We start from the raw sequence: 18,076 nt of genomic DNA on the forward strand, positions 1-18,076 counted from the left end.
CGGCGAACAGACCGTAGCAAGCAGTCGTCGGGGCGTGGCCGGCACGCTCGGAACCGGAATGCACGAGTGGTGCATGCTGCACCGAGCACCGGGCGCGTCCGCCTGAAGGCTGCACGCCAGTTGTGTCAGACGCTCCAAAACCTGGCGCACGGTGGCGTCCTGTCTCCCGGGATGTCACCACTGTAGTGAACGCGCGGGTGGTTGCTTGCAGCCTTGTACAGCTGGTGAGCGAACCCCCCGGCGGACCTGCCATCGTGCATGCAGTCGGCCGCTCCGAGTCGGGGCCATGTGACCTGCAGCGCGATGACACCCACAGGCAGCAGGCTGCAGGCAGCAGGCAGCGCAGCCTGCCCATGACGCGGGGCGCAATGCCCTCGCCACCCGCCGGTTGCAGGCCACGTCTGCAGCCGCGCAGCGTGCGCGCGCCATCCATCGGCCAAGCTTAAAGATTTATCTGGCGTTGCCGTTAGCGTGGATAACACCGACCGCCTGCGCTCCCCCGCCGCGACCGTCGCCTGAGTTCCGCATGCGCGTTGGTGCAGACATTGCGACCACCTGCATGCGCCCATTGCTGGTTCGTTGCAGGGGTCGCCATGAAGTCATCCGTTCTCGTCAGCTGTCTTGCATTGTGCGGCGTTGCCGGCCATGCCTGCGCCGAAGATCCGATCGCCACCGATCGCCCTGATTTCGTCGAGTCCAGCCTCACCGTCGGCCACCAGCGGCTGCAGGTGGAAACCAGTGCCGCCTGGGAACGCGATGCCTCCGTGGACGCGTATTCCACGCCGACGCTGTTCCGCTACGGCGTGGGCCAGACCTGGGAACTGCGGCTGGAAACCGATGGCTGGCAACGCATCGATGCGCCCGGGCAGCCCAGGCTCAGCGGCATGTCCGACGTAGCGCTCGGTATCAAGCACCATCTGGCCAGCTCCGACGACGGCAAGACCTCGCTGGCCTGGCTGCTGCATGTGGATCTGCCCAGCGGCGCGCAGGCGCTGCGCGGCCATGGCGCGCGCCCTTCGTTCCGGCTGGTGGCCGAATGGGACCTCAGCGACAGCATCTCCGCCGGCATGATGCCCGGGGTGATCTGGGACGACGATGGACAAGGCCACCGCTACACCGCCGGTATCTTCGGTGCGGTGATCGGCAAGGCCTGGAACGACCGCGTGCGCTCCTTCGTCGAAGTGGCATTGCCGCAAATCGCCAAGAGCGACGATGGCGGCAGCGTGGCCTTGCTCGACGTCGGCTCGGCCTGGCTGCTCAGCAACGACGTGCAACTGGATGCGGTGTACAGCCGCGGCCTCAACGACCGCTCGCCCGACCACGCCGTCGGCGTCGGTCTGTCTTTCCGCTTCTGATACGGGCTGCACAATGAAGATCATGCATATGTTGGGCGTGCTGGTGCTGGTCGCCGCGTTGGCGCTGCTCGCCCTGGGCGGTGTCGGCTACAACGGTCAGCGCGGGCTGCTGGATGCCATCACCGCGCAGGTCATTTCCTCCGATGCGCTGCGCAACCATATGCAGGCCGACATGATGCACGACGCCCTGCGCGGCGACGTCACTGCCGGGCTGCTCGCCGCATCGCGCCAGGACGATGCCGGCATCGCCGATGCCCGCGCGTCGCTGGGCGAACATGCCGGCGAATTCCGCGAGGCGGTGCAAGCCAACCGCAAGCTCCCGCTGGACCCTGCATTGCGCAGCGAGCTGGAAGCGGTGGCGCCCACGTTGCAGGCCTATATCGCTGCTGCCGACCAGGTCATGACGCTGGCCGAAACGCATGCCGACAGCGCTGCGGCGTACCGCGACTTTACCGACAAGTTCGGCCAGCTCGAAACCCGCATGGGGACGATCAGCGAGCGCATCCTGTCCTTGAACGAGGCCAACCGCAGCCAGGCCGAGCAATACAGCCATCGTGTGATGTGGCAGCAAGGCGGCGCCGTCGTGCTTGCATTCGTCTGCCTGGCGCTGGCCGCCGGCTGGATCCTGCGTTCGGTGTTTGGCCTGCTTGGCGGCGAACCGCAGCTGGCCATGGCCGCTGCACAGCACATTGCGCAAGGCCGCCTGGACCAGCCGATCCCGGTCGCCGCAAAACACGCGCACAGCCTGATGGCGGCGCTGTCGCGCATGCAGCGCGACCTGCGCGAACGCCTGGAGCGCGAGCGCAGCATCGCCGCAGAAAACCTGCGCATTCGCACCGCATTGGATAACGCCTCCACCGGCATGTACATCGCCGACCCGGACCTGACCATCATCTACACCAACAACGCGTTGCAGTCCTTGCTCCAGACCTATGCCGAGGATATCCACGCGTGCGCACCGGCGTTCAACCACGGTGTGGCCCTGGTCGGGCAACCGGTCTCGCTGCTGGAAGTGGGCAACGCGCAGGACGCGGAAATCTACCAGCGTCTGGACCGCCAGGGCGCCGCGCAACGCGAAGTGCGGTACCGCACGACCTGCATTACGCAAAACGTGTCGGCGATCCGCGACGAGCGCGGCGCGCATCTGGGCTTTGTCTGCGAATGGCGCGACCGTACCGCCGAAGCGCGGGTGGAACTGGACGTAGCCGATGTCGTGCGCAGCGCTGCGGCGGGCGACCTGTCCAAGCGCATCGACAGCAACGGCAAGCAAGGCTTTTTCCTGCAACTGGCGCAACAGCTCAATGCCTTGCTCGATGCCAATGCGGCCAGCATCGCCGAAGTCTCGCGCCTGCTCAGCGCGCTGGCCGAAGGCGACCTGAGCGCACGCATGCACGGCGACTTCCATGGCGTGTTCGCCAGCATGCGCGACGACGCCAACACCACCGCCGAGCAACTGGCGCAGGTGATCGGGCGTATCCAGCAGGCTGCCGGCAGCATCCACACCGCCTCCAGCGAAATCGCTGCCGGCAATAGCGATCTGTCGCAACGCACCGAGCAACAGGCCGCCAACCTGGAAGAAACCGCCGCCTCGATGGAGGAGCTCACCTCCACCGTCAAGCAAAACGCCGAGAGTGCGCGTCAGGCCAATCAGTTCGCCATCGGTGCGGCCGGTGTCGCCTCGCAGGGCGGCGCGGTCGTGGCTCAGGTGGTCACCACCATGTCCGGCATCGAAACCTCGTCGAAGAAAATCGCCGAGATCATCAGCGTCATCGACGGCATCGCCTTCCAGACCAATATCCTGGCGTTGAACGCCGCAGTGGAAGCGGCACGTGCCGGCGAACAGGGCCGCGGCTTTGCGGTGGTCGCCTCGGAAGTGCGCACCCTGGCGCAGCGGTCGGCCGGTGCGGCAAAAGAAATCAAGCATCTCATCGACGATTCGGTCGGCAAGGTCGCCGAGGGCTCGCAGCTGGTCCACCAGGCGGGCACCACCATGGCCGAGATCGTCGCCAGCGTGCAGCGCGTCACCGACATCATGGGTGAGATTGCGGCCGCCTCGCAGGAACAGTCAGCCGGTATCGAGCAGGTCAATCGCACCATCACGCAGATGGACGAGGCCACCCAGCAGAACGCCGCCCTGGTGGAGGAAGCGACCGCGGCCGCACGCACGATGGAAGACCAGGCCGGACAGCTGGCACAGGCAGTGGCGCGCTTCACGCTGGCCGATGCGCCCCACGCCATTGCAAAACGCAGCGCCATGCACGTATCGCCTGCGGCCGGCGGGCGTGCACTGGCCTCCACGCGATAGTGCGCCCGACGCCCCAATGGTCGCGCTCGGTTATCACGATCGGCGACGGGCGCATTGAGTCACAACGCGTGGTTTTGAAGGAGCAGTAACAGAGGCTGCCGTAGCAAGCCGGCTATCGGCAAATCAGCAGGTTTGCGCGGCAAATCCGCACATCAGCAGTGTGCGGCGGTGCCACTGTTCATCCTTGAAACATAAAGTATCCAGGCCCGGGGCCGTTAGCGTGCAGGACAACATCGCGACGCGACACCCCTGGAGTATTTGATGAACAAGTTCAACGACTGGCCCATTCGCCGCAAACTGATGTTTGCGTTCTGCCTCAGTGCGGTGCTCACTGCGCTGCTTGGCGGGCTGGGCTTCTCGCGCATGAAGCAGATGCAGCAGCAGGCCGTGCTGATCAATGAAGATGTGGTTCCGGTGCTGACCCGGCTCTCGGAGCTGCGCGCATTCGGCGGTGAATTCCGTATCTACGAATCGGGTCAGTTCGTCAATCTGCAGAACCAGGAACGCTACGACTACTTCCTGACCCGCATGGACGAAATCCAGGGCAAGTACGCGCAAACGCAGAAGGCGCTGGAAGCCAAGATCGCTGCCGGCTCGCCCCTGAAGGCCGGCTACGACAAGCTCGCCAAGGAAAGCGCCAGTTACTTCGAAGCCAACAAGACCTTGCGCGCGCTCTACAAGGATCCCGACTACGCGGCCGCGGTGGCTGCGAACAAGCAATCCGGCGACATCCGCAAGGTGCTGTTCCAGACCATCGACAAGATGTATGCCGAGCAATCCACTGCACTGGCCACCATGGTTGCGGCCAGCAGCGCCTCGTTCAAGATGACCAGTGCGGTGCTATTGATCGGCACGCTGCTGATGGCGGCCCTGTCGGTCACCTTCGGCTGGTTGATCGCGCGCAGCATCACCACGCCGCTGTCCAAGGCGCTGGGCGCCATCCAGGCCGTCTCGCGCGGCGATCTCGGCGCGCAGATCGGCACCACCAGCAAGGACGAAATCGGCCAGATGCTGCAGGCCACCGGCGATATGACCCAGTTGCTGCGCCGCTTCTCCGACGAGACCGCGCGCATGTCGCACCTGCACGCCGCCGAAGACATCACCCATCGCATGCCGGAGGATTTCCCCGGCGTGTACGGCAATCTGGCCGTCGGCATCAATACGATGATCTTCGAGCACCTGGATGCCATCGTTGATTCGGTCGCCATCCTCAACCAGTACGCCCAGGGCGACCTGACCCAGGATGCGCGCCGCCTGCCCGGCAGCCGCGCCGTGCTGCACGAAGCCATGGACGCGGCCAAGGCCAGCCTGCTGGCGATCAATACCGAGATCAAGCAGCTGGCGCAGGCCGCCGCTGCGGGCGACTTCAGCGCACGTGGCGATGCCGCACGCTTCAAGTACGACTTTGCGGTGATGGTGGCCGACCTGAATTCGATGATGGACGTCAGCGACCGCAACCTGGGCAAGCTCTCGCAATTGCTGGGCGCCGTGGCCGATGGCGACCTGACCGCCCGCATGGACGGACACTTCCACGGCGTGTTCGCGCGTTTGCGTGACGATGCCAATGCCACCGTGCAGCGCCTGACCGACATCGTTGGCCGCATCAAGCATTCCACCCTGGCCATCAACACGGCCGCCGGCGAAATCGCCGCCGGCAACCAGGATCTGTCGCAGCGCACCGAGCAGCAGGCGGCCAACCTGGAAGAAACTGCCGCCTCGATGGAAGAACTCACCTCTACCGTCAAGCAGAACGCCGAGCACGCACGCCAGGCCAACCAGCTCGCCATCGGCGCGGCCGGCGTGGCCTCGCATGGCGGCGCGGTGGTCGGCCAGGTGGTCACCACCATGTCCGGCATCGAAACCTCCTCCAAGAAGATCGCCGAGATCATCAGCGTCATCGACGGCATCGCGTTCCAGACCAACATCCTGGCCTTGAACGCAGCGGTGGAAGCGGCACGTGCCGGCGAGCAGGGCCGCGGCTTTGCCGTGGTGGCCTCGGAAGTGCGCACGCTGGCCCAGCGTTCGGCCGGTGCCGCCAAGGAGATCAAGGGCCTGATCGACGATTCGGTGAGCAAGGTCGCCGAAGGCTCGGCGCTAGTGAACCAGGCCGGCAGCACCATGAGCGAGATCGTCTCCTCGGTGCAGCGCGTCACCGACATCATGAGCGAAATCTCTGCTGCCTCGCAGGAACAGTCGGCCGGTATCGAGCAGGTCAACCAGACCGTCACCCACATGGACGAAGCCACCCAGCAGAATGCCGCGCTGGTGGAAGAAGCCACTGCCGCCGCACGCTCGATGGAAGATCAGGCCCAGCAGCTCACCGAAGCGGTGGCGCTGTTCCGTCTGTCGGCAGAACTGGAGTCGGTGACCCGCGCCACCCCGGTGGTGCGTCCGGTAGCGGTGGCACATGCTGCCAGCAAGCCTGCGACACCGGCAAAGGCCAGTAAACCGTTTGTGCGCGCAGCCGCGCCTGCGGTGGCTACCAACGAGTCGGATTGGGCGGAGTTTTAAGCACGCCGTCGGCATCTGTAACACGTACAAACGAAGCCGCGTTTCTGTATGGAAGCGCGGCTTTTATTTTGTCTGGAGATCTTGCGTGCTGCCACCGCATGATGTGCATCGCAGCGCCGGACAATTGTGGCTTGGCCGTCCTGTCAATGAAGTTCGCTGCCGCCATTGCTGAGCTCGAACGTGCTCCAGCCACCAAAAGGCCGCGTTCGCTTGGTATCACTTGCAGTGCCATGTTGGCGTTTTGTGTCGGATTTCCGGCGTCACCTTGATGACCGGACTTATGTTTTTTCAGATATGCAGGTATTAAGTACAGGCATGGGTTAGCCGCTATGTGAGATAGCAGCGCATGTAGTGCAAGTGATCACCTGCGCATGCAACGCCACCTTCGCTCCGTCTCACGGGACTCTCGCCATGAATGCATTGCTGCAGCGCTACAACGTTGGCCCACGGCTGGCCAGCGCGTTTGCCGTCCTGATCGTGTTATCCGGCATCATTGCCTTCATCGGCTATCGCGGCCTGAGTTCGGCGCGTGCATTGGTGGATGACATCGTGCACCAGAACATGACCAAGATCCGTCTGGCCAACGACATGATGAATGCCAATTTCATCATCGGCACGCAACTGCGCAATCTGGCACTTCCGTATGCCGAAGAGCGCAATGACGAGTTCGTCGGCGCGATCAAGTCTGCACGCGCCGATTACAACAAGGCGCGCGAGGCCCTGTATGCGCTGCCCGCTTCGCCGCAGGACCAGGCGATACGTACACAGATCGACAGTCTCCGCATGGCGGCAAGGACGCTCAACGACCAAGTCTTGCAATTGTCGATTGCCGGGAAGAATAGCGATGCCATACCGCTGTTGTTCAACAAGGCGAACCCGGCAACGCAGCAATGGCAGGACAAGATTGCCGAGAACATCGCACTGCAGGACAAGCTCGCTGCCGATGCCTCAGCGGTCGCGCTGAAGTCGATGGACGATTCGCGCAAGATGCTGGTCGCCGGCACCGTGCTGGTGGTGCTGCTCAGCGGGGCGCTGGGCTTGCTGATCACCCGTAGCCTGACCCAGCCGCTGAGCCGTGCCACCCGCGCCGCCGAATCGATTGCCGGCGGCAAGCTGGACAACGATGTGGACACGCAAGCCTCCGACGAAAGCGGCCGGCTGCTCAACGCGATGCGCAAGATGCAGGACCAGCTGCGCAACCTGATCGCCGCGCAGACCGACATGGCCAGGCGCCACGACGATGGCCAGATCAGCTTCCGCATCGATGCCGATGCGTTCCCCGGCGACTACGGCCGCATGGCCAACGACACCAACAATCTGGTGGCCTCGCATATCGCGGTAAAGATGAAGCTGGCGCAGATCATGGGCCGCTATGCCATTGGCGATCTCAGCCAAGACATGGACAAGCTGCCCGGCGAAAAGGCCGTGCTCACCGACACCATGGCGCAGGTCAAGCTCAACCTCGGCGCGATGAACTCCGAGATCAAGCACCTGGCGCAGGCAGCCGCCAACGGCGACTTCAGCGCCCGTGGCGATGCCGAGCGCTTCCAGTACGACTTCCGGGTGATGGTGGAAAGCCTCAACACCTTGATGGCCACCGCCGATGGCAATCTGCAGTCGCTGTCGGGCCTGTTGCAGTCGATCGCAGCTGGCGACCTCACCGCACGCATGAGCGGTGAGTTCCGCGGCGTGTTCGCACAGATGCGCGATGACGCCAATGCCACCGCCACCCAGCTGGCCGACATCGTCACCGGCATCAAGCAGTCGGCCGTGTCGATCAAGGGCGCCGCCAGCGAGATCGCCGCCGGCAACCAGGATCTGTCGCAGCGCACCGAGCAGCAGGCGGCCAATCTCGAAGAAACCGCCGCCTCGATGGAAGAGCTCACCTCCACCGTCAGGCAGAATGCCGAAAGCGCGCGTCAGGCCAACCAGCTGGCGATCGGCGCTGCCGGTGTGGCTTCGCAGGGCGGCGAGATCGTCAGCAAGGTAGTCGAGACCATGAGCGGTATCGAAGCCTCATCGAAGAAGATCGCCGACATCATCTCGGTCATCGACGGCATCGCCTTCCAGACCAACATCCTGGCCTTGAACGCGGCGGTGGAAGCGGCACGTGCCGGCGAGCAGGGCCGCGGCTTTGCGGTGGTGGCTTCCGAAGTGCGCACCCTGGCGCAGCGCTCTTCGGGCGCGGCAAAGGAGATCAAGGAGCTCATCGACGACTCGGTGCAGCGCGTGGCCGACGGCTCGGTGCTGGTGCACAGCGCCGGCAAGACCATGGGCGAGATCGTCTCCAGCGTGCAGCGTGTCACCGACATCATGGGGGAGATCTCCGCCGCCTCGCAGGAGCAGTCGGCCGGCATCGAACAGGTCAACCAGACCGTGACCCAGATGGACGAAACCACCCAGCAGAATGCGGCGCTGGTGGAGGAAGCCACTGCCGCGGCACGGGCGCTGGAAGACCAGGCGGTTGGGCTGACCGAGGCGGTGGCGGTGTTCAAGACCGACGCCGGCCAGGTGCAGCCAGCGGCGCACGTCGCCGCGCTGCGGCCGGCGGTGACGCCCGCGCTCAAGGCGCAGGTGGCGGCAGCCGGCCGTACCGCCGCCTCCAAGCCACGCGCGGTGGTTACTGCCTCCAGCAACGACACCAGTTGGCAGGAGTTCTGAGCCAAGCGGGCACAACAAGCTGAATGGCGAGGGTCGGCAGCGAGGCCGGCCCGCTCAAGGCATAACAGATATCGGCCGATAGTCTGCGTACGCCCATGAGACGCCCCGATGACCCTTTTTTCGCCCGTGCTGCCGCATCCTGCTCCGTCCGCCCCGCGCCGCTGGACCCGCCGCTGGGACGATCTGGGCATCGCCAGAAAACTTGGTGCGATCGGCGTGCTTGCGCTGGTCGGCCTGGTCATTCCGGTGCTGCTGTACCGCGGCAAGCTCAATGAGAGCGTGGCCATCAGCAGCAACGAGTTGCGCAGCTATGCGCCGCTCGGGCAAATGCTGGGCCTGATCACCGACCTGCATGCGGCCCATGTCGATAGCGGCAGCGCCGCCAGCGCAGCGGCCCAGCGTGCCGAACGCGATCTGCAGCAGCTGCTTGCCGCCACCGCCGCCCTGCCCGGCTTCGAACGCAGCCAGAAACAACTGCTCGCCCTGCAGCAGCGCCACGTGGCCGGCGCCGCCGCCAAGGACTACGCCGGTGTGAGCGAACAGGCATTCGCCGCGCTCGATGCACTGCGCGACGACAGCCAGTTGGTCTATACGCCCTACATCGAAAGCTACCACCTGGTGGTGGCCACGCTGATCTACAGCCCCGACGCCACCGAGTCGCTGACCCGCCTGGATGCCGCCAACGACCCGTCGCAGGCCGGCGACAGCCGCGCCATGCTGCGCGAGCAGCTCAGTCAACTGCAGCGCAACCACGTGCGCTTCCGCCATGAGCTGGACAAGGCCATGGGCCTGCTCGAACAGCCCGACCCCGCGCTGGCCGAGGCGGCCACCACCGAATCCACGCGCGCAAATGCGGCACTGGCCGCCCTTGGCACCGCCCTGGAAGGCAGCGATGCGCAGTCCGATACGCAGTGGAACGCCGCACTCGACACGCTGGGCCAGGCCATGCAGGACCTCAGCCGCACATCGCTGCAGGCCTTGCAGCGCCAGTCCGAACGGCACCTGGTGGCTGCACGCAACGCGGTCTGGCAGGCCATCGCCGGGCTGTCGCTGCTGGCGGTGCTGATTGCCGCGTTGTGCTGGTACACCTTGTCCAGGCTTACCCACAATGTGCGGCGTGCCGCCGCGGCAGCCGCCAACATCGCGCAAGGCGCGCTGGACGACCGCATTCTTGCGCCGTGCCGCGATGAAACCGGCCAGCTGCTGGACAACATGCGCCAGATGCAGCAGCAGCTGCAGCGCGTGCTGGCGGCACAGAGCGAGATGGCGCAGCGCCACGACGCCGGCCAGATCAGTTTCCGCATGCAGGCCGAGAGTTTCCCGGGTGCCTACGCGACGATGGTGCGCGACACCAATGCCCTGGTTGGCTCGCATATCGCGGTGAAGATGCAGCTGGCGCAGATCATGTCGCGATACGCCATTGGCGACCTGAGCCAGGACATGGAGCGCCTGCCCGGCGAAAAGGCCGTGCTCACCGACACCATGGACACCGTCAAGGCCAATCTGTCGGCGATGAACAGCGAGATCAAACTGCTCGCCCAGGCCGCGGCCAACGGCGACTTCAGCGTGCGTGGCGATGCGCAGCGCTTCCAGTACGATTTCCGCGCGATGGTGGACAGTCTCAACCACCTGATGTCCACCGCCGATGCCAACCTGCACGCGCTGTCCACGGTGTTGCAGGCGATTGCTGCGGGCGATCTCACCACCCGCATGCAGGGCCAGTTCCATGGCGTGTTTGCACGCATGCGCGACGACGCCAACGCCACGGTGGCGCAGCTGGCCGATATCGTCGGGCGCATCCAGCAGGCCACCGATGCCATCAACGATGCGGCCAGCGAAATTGCAGCCGGCAATCAGGATCTGTCGCAACGCACCGAGCAACAGGCCGCCAACCTGGAAGAAACCGCCGCTTCGATGGAAGAGCTCACCTCCACCGTGCGCAACAACGCCGACCATGCCCGCCGCGCCAACCAGCTGGTGGTGGGGGCCGCCAGCGTGGCCTCGCAGGGCGGCGACGTGGTGGGCCAGGTAGTCGGCACCATGGCTGGCATCCAGGCCGCGTCACGCAAGATCGCCGACATCATCGGCGTGATCGACGGCATCGCCTTCCAGACCAATATCCTGGCCTTGAACGCGGCGGTGGAAGCGGCGCGTGCCGGCGAGCAGGGGCGCGGCTTTGCGGTGGTGGCGTCGGAAGTGCGCACCCTCGCCCAGCGCTCGGCCGGTGCGGCCAAGGAGATCAAGCAGCTGATCGCCGACTCGGTCAGCCGGGTCGAACACGGCAACCAGCTGGTCGGCCAGGCCGGCCGCACCATGCAGGACATCGTCGATTCGGTGAAGAACGTTACCACCATCATGCAGGAGATCAGCGAGGCCTCGCAGCAGCAATCGCAAGGTATCGAGCAGGTTGGCCAGACGGTGGCGCAGATGGACCAGGCCACCCAGCAGAATGCCGCACTGGTGGAAGAAGCCACTGCTGCTGCGCGTGCAATGGAAGAACAGGCGCAGCAACTGCGCGATGCAGTCTCGGTGTTCCAGCTGCAGCCCGCGGCACCGGCCCGTTTCGGCCAAGCCGCCTGATCGCCAGAGCGTCTTGAGTGAACCCGTCTGCGGCGCAGCCCGCAGGCGGATCGCGGCGCAGCCGCTGCGACACGTGCCGATGGTGCGCATCGCCCATTGCCATGCTGACCGCGCGGCTTGCGCTGCCGCTAGGCCACGCATTGCCGCATGCCGCAAAAAGATCCCGCACTACCGATCCCGCGTCATGTCCGATCCTGGCGCCGCGATTGCCATGCGAATCCCACCAATCGGCTATCACGTACGCTCCGGCGTGTTCGCTGCATTCCGGTGTTCCACCTCGACGTACACGCAGCCGTCACGCCTTGGCACGTGATCGATCAGTGAAGCCCACGCGTCATGGCGAATCGCCGATAGCGCTGCCATAAGGCGTTTCGAGCCAGCTGTGCACACCCGCGTCACCTCGGTGACGGCCGCCCTTACGCGGCCCGGCAGTGGTGTTCAGTGGTCAACGGCAACGCCGTTACCGACCTCAAGCATGCAGACCTGCCCTGCAATCACGCCCCGCACGACCCACGGTCGGTGGACGCGATGGATCGGCCGGATGCCTGCCTGCACGGCCCGCTCGACGTAGGGACTACGCGACGCACCGATGCGCCCCCCCTTCCCGCCCATCGCTTTCGAGACCAACATGATCGCTCTTCTACAACGGTACAACGTCGGCAAGCGGCTGACTTTTGCGTTCGGCACACTGATCCTGCTGTCCTGCGGGCTGGTTGTCGCCGGCCTGTATACCGTGGCCCAGGCGCGCGAGCGCATGGACACCGTGGTCAATCGCAACATCGCGATCATGCAGCACCTGGAGGACATGACCAACGCCAGCTCCGCCGTTGCCGTGCAGTTGCGCAATCTCGTGCTGCCCACCTCACCGCAAGACAATCTGCGCTTTGACGGCATCATCAAGGACAAGCTGGCGGCCTACGAAGACACCCGGCGCACGCTGTACGTGTTTTCCGCATCGCCGGAAGCCGCCGCGCTGCGGCAGAAGATCGACCAGGCCAGTGAAACCGCCGGCAAGCTCAACGCGCAGGTCGCCGATCTTGGGCTGAACGCCAGGCCCGACGAAGCGCTGGCACTGCTGTTGCAAAAAGCCGCGCCGGCCACCGAACAATGGCAGAACGCCCTGGCCGAGTATTCGGCATTGCAGCGCCGGCGTGCCACCGAAGCCTATGAAGCCGCCACCGCGGCCATGGCGCGCGGCCGTGCCATGTTGATCGGCGGCGGCCTGGCGGTGGTGTTGATCAGCGGCCTGCTGGGCTGGGCAATCACCCGCAGCCTGGTGCGTCCGCTGTCGCAAGCCACCCGCGCCGCCGAAGCCATTGCCAATGGCCATCTCGACAACGATGTGCGCACCACCACCAACGACGAAACCGGCCGCCTGTTGCAGGCGATGAACAAGATGCAGGACCAGGTACGCAACCTGATCAGTGCGCAGCTGGACATGGCCAAGCGCCACGATGCGGGCCAGATCAGCTTCCGCATGGATGCAGCCGCATTCCCCGGCGACTTCGGCCGCATGGCCAAGGACACCAATGAGCTGGTCGCTGCGCACATCAAGGTCAAGATGCAGACCATCCACCTGGTGGAGCGCTATGCCATCGGCGACCTGAGCGAAGACATGCCGCAATTGCCTGGCGAAAAAGCCGCGATCACCACCGCGATGAATCAGGTCAAGCACAACCTGTCCACGATGAATCGCGAAATCAAGCATCTGGCGCAGGCAGCGGCCAATGGCGATTTCACCGCACGCGGCAACGCCGAGCAGTTCCAGTACGACTTCCGCCTGATGGTCGAAAGCCTCAACCACCTGATGGCCACCGCCGACGGCAATCTCGCCTCGCTTTCCAGCCTGTTGCAGTCGATCGCCGCCGGCGACCTTACCGCGCGCATGAGCGGCCAGTACCAGGGCGTATTTGCGCAGATGCGCGACGACGCCAACGCCACTGCCGAGCAGCTGGCCAGCATCGTCGGCCGCATCCAGCAGGCTGCCGATGCGATCGGCCTGGCATCGGGCGAGATCGCCTCCGGCAACCAGGACCTGTCGCAACGTACCGAGCAGCAGGCCGCCAACCTGGAAGAAACCGCCGCCTCCATGGAGGAGCTCACCTCCACGGTCAGGCAGAACGCAGACCACGCCAGCCAGGCCAACCAGCTCGCCATCGGCGCCGCCGCAGTGGCCTCGCAAGGCGGCAACGTGGTGGCCGACGTGGTCACCACCATGTCCGACATCCAGGCCTCGTCGAAGAAGATCGCCGAGATCATCTCCGTGATCGATGGCATCGCCTTCCAGACCAATATCCTGGCCCTGAATGCGGCTGTGGAAGCGGCGCGTGCCGGTGAACAGGGCCGCGGCTTTGCGGTGGTGGCCTCGGAAGTCCGCACGCTGGCACAGCGGTCGGCCGGCGCGGCGAAAGAGATCAAACACCTCATCGACGATTCGGTGGACAAGGTCGCGCAAGGCGCAACGCTGGTCGATCAGGCCGGCACCACCATGGCCGAGATCGTCGCCAGCGTGCAGCGCGTGACCAACATCATGGGCGAGATCTCGTCGGCATCGCAGGAACAGTACGCCGGCATCGAGCAGGTCAACCAGACCGTCACCCAGATGGACGAGACCACCCAGCAGAACGCCGCACTGGTGGAAGAAGCCACCGCTGCCGCGCGCGCGATGGAAGAACAGGCGCAGCAACTCACGGCCGCGGTGGCGGTGTTCAAGGTCGACACGCAGGCACCGGTGGCGCGCCAACTCGCTGCCATCGCCAATGCACCCGGCCATGCGCGCAAGACGCCACGCGCCTCTGTCACGCCGGCTAGCGCAACTCGCCCACTGGCGCGTGCATCCGTACCGGCCACCGACGCAGCCGATTGGCAGGAGTTTTAAGAACGGCGCACGGGACGTAGCGCGCACTGGTCAGGTGGGTGTGGACGGCACACCCAGAACCGGAATGTACGAGGGGTACATGCGGCACCGGGCACCGGCCACGTCCGCCTGACGGCTGCGCAGTCGGCGTGTTTCCCGCTGCAAGTCGCGTCCGTGCCTACCCAGGTCTGCCCACGGTGCACGGACCGTGGGCATCGATCACTATGCCTCGTTGGCCTGGCTGCATTGCACAGGGTATGACCGAGCCGTGACGCGCAATATCGTGGCGCACGGCCCCGGCGCCCAGCGCCGCCCAGTTGCAGATCTTCGATCCGCACTCAGTGGATTTTCTCGGCCGCTTCCCTTGAGAGAGGGAGCGGCTTTATTAGTGCCGCCTTGCGAACCTGATCACTGGTGCGACGCCGCAGCCACACCACCTGCCCACGCGAAACTTCACATCGACTTTACAAGTGATGCTGCGGCACGGCCGCTCTGAAAACGCTTTCACCATACCGAAGCTGAATCTATCGCACGTTTTCATGCTGATTTCGGCATAACGGATCAATTTCGAGCATCGGCGGCCGCTATCGCATTCACGCATCCGTAACGCCCTCCCCCGGGCAAGGTCGATCCCTCATGCATTTTTTCAACCGACTGTCTGTCGGCACGCGGCTGTCCGCATTGCTGACCCTGATCATTGCAATCTCGCTGGGCTTGCTGGCCCTGACCATCTACCGGCAATCGGCCGGAGACATCGAATCGCAGGTCAAGGCCGAACTGCGCTCGAGCACGCGATTGATGCAGCAGTCGGTGGCGATGTACGACGTCACCCTGACCGAGGGCACCGAACGCCTGGGCAGCGTCTTCGACGACATGCTGCCGCGCGGCGCACGCGAGCTGGACACTACCAACACCGTCACCATCGGCGAGCAGACCACGCCGTCGTTGCGCGCCGGCAATCAGGCACTGAATCTCAACTTCGACGCGGTGGATCGCTTTGCGCAGGCCACCGGTGGCGTTGCGACCATCTTTGCGCGTACCGGCGACGACTTCGTGCGCATCACCACCTCGCTGCGCAACAAGCAGAATGCGCGCGTGATCGGCACCCTGCTCGACCGCAAGGGCAAGGCCTATGCCGCGCTGTCGCAAGGCAAGCCCTTCACCGGCCAGGCGCAGTTGTTCGGCGAGCAGTACATGACCTACTACGCGCCGCTGCGTAACGCTGCCGGCGAAGTGATCGGCGCGCTGTTCGTCGGTCGCAACTACACCCAGGGCCTGGCTGCGCTCAAGGCGCAGGTCAGCACCACCAAGCTGGGCCAGGATGGTTATTTCGTCATCGTCGACATGGCACCAGGCGAGCGCCAGGGCCAGGTCATCGCCGCTCCGCCGGGCACCCCGGCAACCCTGTCGGCGCTGGTCGCGGCCGACCAGCAGACCACGCTGCAGGCCGTGCTGGACGGCAAGCAACCCAGTGCCACCCTGCAGCTGCGCGACGCCAAGGGCAATAGCCAGGCGTTCGAAGTCACCGCCCAGCGCTATGCGCCGTGGCAGTGGGCGGTGATCGGCACCCAGCCGCGCAGCGCCATCGACGGCCCGCTGGACAAGCTGATGGGCAGCATGCTGCTGTTCTCGCTGGTGGTGCTGGCGCTGTGCATCGCGGTGGTGTTCATCGCTGCGCGCAAGATGGTCACCCGTCCGTTGCTGGCCGTTGAACGCGTGCTTGGCGACGTGGCTGCCGGCCGCCTGGACAACCCCATCGAGATCGACCGCCACGACGAACTCGGCCGCCTGCTGCTCAATGCCCGCACCATGCGCGACGACCTGCGCGCGCGCCTGGAGCGCGATCACCTGATCGCCAGCGAAGCGCTGCGCGTGCGCACCGCGCTCGACGACGTCAGCACCAACGTGATGATCGCCGATGCCGACCGCCGCATCATCTACGTCAATCGCCCGCTGCAGCGCATGCTCAAGAGCGTGCAGGACGAGCTGCGCCGCGACCTTCCGCATTTCGATGCCGATGCGCTGATCAACGCCAGCATCGACCAGTTCCACCGCAAGCCCGAACACCAGGCGCGCATGCTCGACCAGCTCACCGGTACCCACACCGCACAGATCCACGTCGGTGGCCGCACCATGCGGCTGGTGGTCAGCCCGGTGATCGGCGCGGCCGGCGAACGCATGGGCTTCGTGGTCGAGTGGGCAGACCGCACCCAGGAAGTACAGGTGGAACAGGAGGTCGCTCGCATCGTGCAGGCCGCTGCCGCCGGCGACCTGAGCGAGCGCGTCAGCCTCGACGGCAAGCAGGGCTTCCTGCTGCTGCTCGCCCAGCAGCTCAACAGCTTGCTGGACAACAATGCCGACGGCCTGTCGCGCGTGTCGGCGCTGCTGTCCTCGCTGTCGCAAGGCGATCTCACCGCGCGCATGGAAGGCGACCTGCAGGGCGTGTTTGCCAGCATCCGCGACGACGCCAACGCCACTGCCGACCAGCTGGCCGGCATCGTGCGCCGGATCAAGGATTCCTCGCTGGCGATCAATTCGGCTGCCACCGAAATCGCCACCGGCAACGGCGACCTGTCGCGCCGCACCGAGCAACAGGCCGCCGCGCTGGAAGAAACCGCCGCCTCGATGGAAGAGCTCACCGCCACCGTCAAGCAGAATGCCGACAACGCCGACCAGGCCAACCGCCTGGTGCTCGACGCCGCCGGTGTCGCCGCCCAGGGCGGCGACGTGGTCGGCCGCGTAGTCACCACCATGGCCGACATCGACACCTCGTCCAAGAAGATCGCCGAGATCATCAGCGTCATCGACGGCATCGCCTTCCAGACCAACATCCTGGCGTTGAACGCCGCGGTGGAAGCGGCGCGTGCCGGCGAGCAGGGCCGCGGCTTTGCGGTGGTGGCCAGCGAAGTGCGCACCCTCGCCCAACGTTCGGCCGGTGCCGCCAAGGAGATCAAACACCTGATCGAGGACTCGGTCGCGCGTATCGGCAATGGCGCCGCGCTGGCGTCGGAGGCCGGCAGCACCATGCAGCAGGTGGTGAGTTCAGTGCAGCGCGTTACCGACATCATGGGCGAGATCACCAGCGCCTCGCGCGAGCAGGCCGCCGGCATCACCCAGGTCAATCAGACCGTGACCCAGATGGACGAAACCACCCAGCAGAACGCCGCGCTGGTGGAAGAAGCCACTGCCGCCGCACGCGCGATGGAAGACCAGGCCGCACAGCTGGTCGATGCAGTGGCGGTGTTCCGCCTGGAGCCGCAGGACCGCCTGAGCACCCTGCTGGCCAATGCACGCCACGCCTATCCCTGAGACGGCGACCACGACTGCTTGCAACAAACTCGCAGCGAGGAACACCGCGTCGCTTATTGTTAGCTTTAGTTGAAAAGGCTGCACACCGACCATCTCGACGGGTCCTTGCCCGCCCACCGTCGCGGGACCCTTGGCGGCATGGATGCCGCCACGGAGCTACATGGACGTACTTGCAGCGTGTCCCGCGATGGTGGGCGGGCAAGGGCCCTGCAGCAACGGCGAAGACGTCGAGGGCGCGGTGCCCTCACCGCTCGCGGGACACGCCGTCAACCCGTCCATGCGGGCTCGATGGCGGCATCCATGCCGCCAACGGTCCCGCAATCGGTAAGGACACCGCACCAGACAGTTTCCGGGCTGCTCTACTGAAAATTCTGCACATCGATCGTCATGACCGGTCCTTGCAGCGAAGGCAAAGATCACCAGCGCTACAAAGCAGGCGAACGCGTTTCGTCAGCGGCGCTTAAAGATTTCGCTTTGCCGCCGATATCAAGGCGACGC

7 protein-coding genes and 2 other RNA genes are annotated in these 18,076 nt (G+C 65.2%); 7 read left to right on the plus strand and 2 right to left on the minus strand.

Annotated features, from left to right (window positions below; translation table 11 throughout):
- Position 1: 1 nt before the first annotated feature.
- Positions 2-75, minus strand: a non-coding RNA gene (locus tag A7D17_RS08910) — sX9 sRNA.
- 518 nt (positions 76-593) lie between these two features.
- Here A7D17_RS08910 and A7D17_RS08915 point away from each other — a divergent pair.
- From A7D17_RS08915 to A7D17_RS08945, 6 genes are all read left to right on the plus strand, one after another.
- A complete protein-coding gene (locus A7D17_RS08915; protein ID WP_064508744.1) occupies positions 594-1,355 on the plus strand; it encodes a transporter in 762 nt (253 codons plus the stop codon).
- 13 nt (positions 1,356-1,368) lie between these two features.
- Positions 1,369-3,660, plus strand: coding sequence for a methyl-accepting chemotaxis protein (locus tag A7D17_RS08920; RefSeq protein ID WP_239692158.1), 2,292 nt, complete (start codon positions 1,369-1,371; stop codon positions 3,658-3,660).
- A gap of 261 nt (positions 3,661-3,921) precedes the next feature.
- Positions 3,922-6,171 (plus strand): methyl-accepting chemotaxis protein, encoded by a 2,250-nt coding sequence (locus tag A7D17_RS08925; RefSeq protein WP_064508745.1) that lies wholly within the window; start codon positions 3,922-3,924, stop codon positions 6,169-6,171.
- A gap of 411 nt (positions 6,172-6,582) precedes the next feature.
- A complete protein-coding gene (locus tag A7D17_RS08930) occupies positions 6,583-8,832 on the plus strand; it encodes a methyl-accepting chemotaxis protein (protein WP_064508746.1) in 2,250 nt (749 codons plus the stop codon).
- A gap of 108 nt (positions 8,833-8,940) precedes the next feature.
- Positions 8,941-11,412, plus strand: coding sequence for a methyl-accepting chemotaxis protein (locus A7D17_RS08935; protein WP_064508747.1), 2,472 nt, complete (start codon positions 8,941-8,943; stop codon positions 11,410-11,412).
- A gap of 628 nt (positions 11,413-12,040) precedes the next feature.
- Positions 12,041-14,290 carry a methyl-accepting chemotaxis protein gene (locus A7D17_RS08945; protein ID WP_064508749.1) on the plus strand — a complete coding sequence of 750 codons (2,250 nt, stop codon included), beginning with the start codon at positions 12,041-12,043 and terminating at the stop codon, positions 14,288-14,290.
- A 4-nt stretch (positions 14,291-14,294) separates the two neighbouring features.
- Here A7D17_RS08945 and A7D17_RS08950 read toward each other — a convergent pair.
- Positions 14,295-14,371, minus strand: a non-coding RNA gene (locus A7D17_RS08950) — sX9 sRNA.
- Between the two features lie 534 nt (positions 14,372-14,905).
- Between A7D17_RS08950 and A7D17_RS08955 the strand changes: the two genes are divergently transcribed.
- Positions 14,906-17,578, plus strand: a complete 2,673-nt coding sequence (locus tag A7D17_RS08955) for a methyl-accepting chemotaxis protein (RefSeq protein WP_064508750.1) — start codon at positions 14,906-14,908, stop codon at positions 17,576-17,578.
- Positions 17,579-18,076: the final 498 nt, after the last annotated feature.

It is taken from the genome of Xanthomonas floridensis, assembly GCF_001642575.1.
GTDB lineage: Bacteria > Pseudomonadota > Gammaproteobacteria > Xanthomonadales > Xanthomonadaceae > Xanthomonas > Xanthomonas floridensis.

Coding starts and splice junctions, on each gene's coding strand:
- A7D17_RS08930 (WP_064508746.1), top strand. CDS start 6,583: ATGAATGCATTGCTGCAGCGCTACAACGTTGGCCCACGGCTGGCCAGC.
- A7D17_RS08920 (WP_239692158.1), top strand. CDS start 1,369: ATGAAGATCATGCATATGTTGGGCGTGCTGGTGCTGGTCGCCGCGTTG.
- A7D17_RS08925 (WP_064508745.1), top strand. CDS start 3,922: ATGAACAAGTTCAACGACTGGCCCATTCGCCGCAAACTGATGTTTGCG.
- A7D17_RS08945 (WP_064508749.1), top strand. CDS start 12,041: ATGATCGCTCTTCTACAACGGTACAACGTCGGCAAGCGGCTGACTTTT.
- A7D17_RS08955 (WP_064508750.1), top strand. CDS start 14,906: ATGCATTTTTTCAACCGACTGTCTGTCGGCACGCGGCTGTCCGCATTG.
- A7D17_RS08935 (WP_064508747.1), top strand. CDS start 8,941: ATGACCCTTTTTTCGCCCGTGCTGCCGCATCCTGCTCCGTCCGCCCCG.
- A7D17_RS08915 (WP_064508744.1), top strand. CDS start 594: ATGAAGTCATCCGTTCTCGTCAGCTGTCTTGCATTGTGCGGCGTTGCC.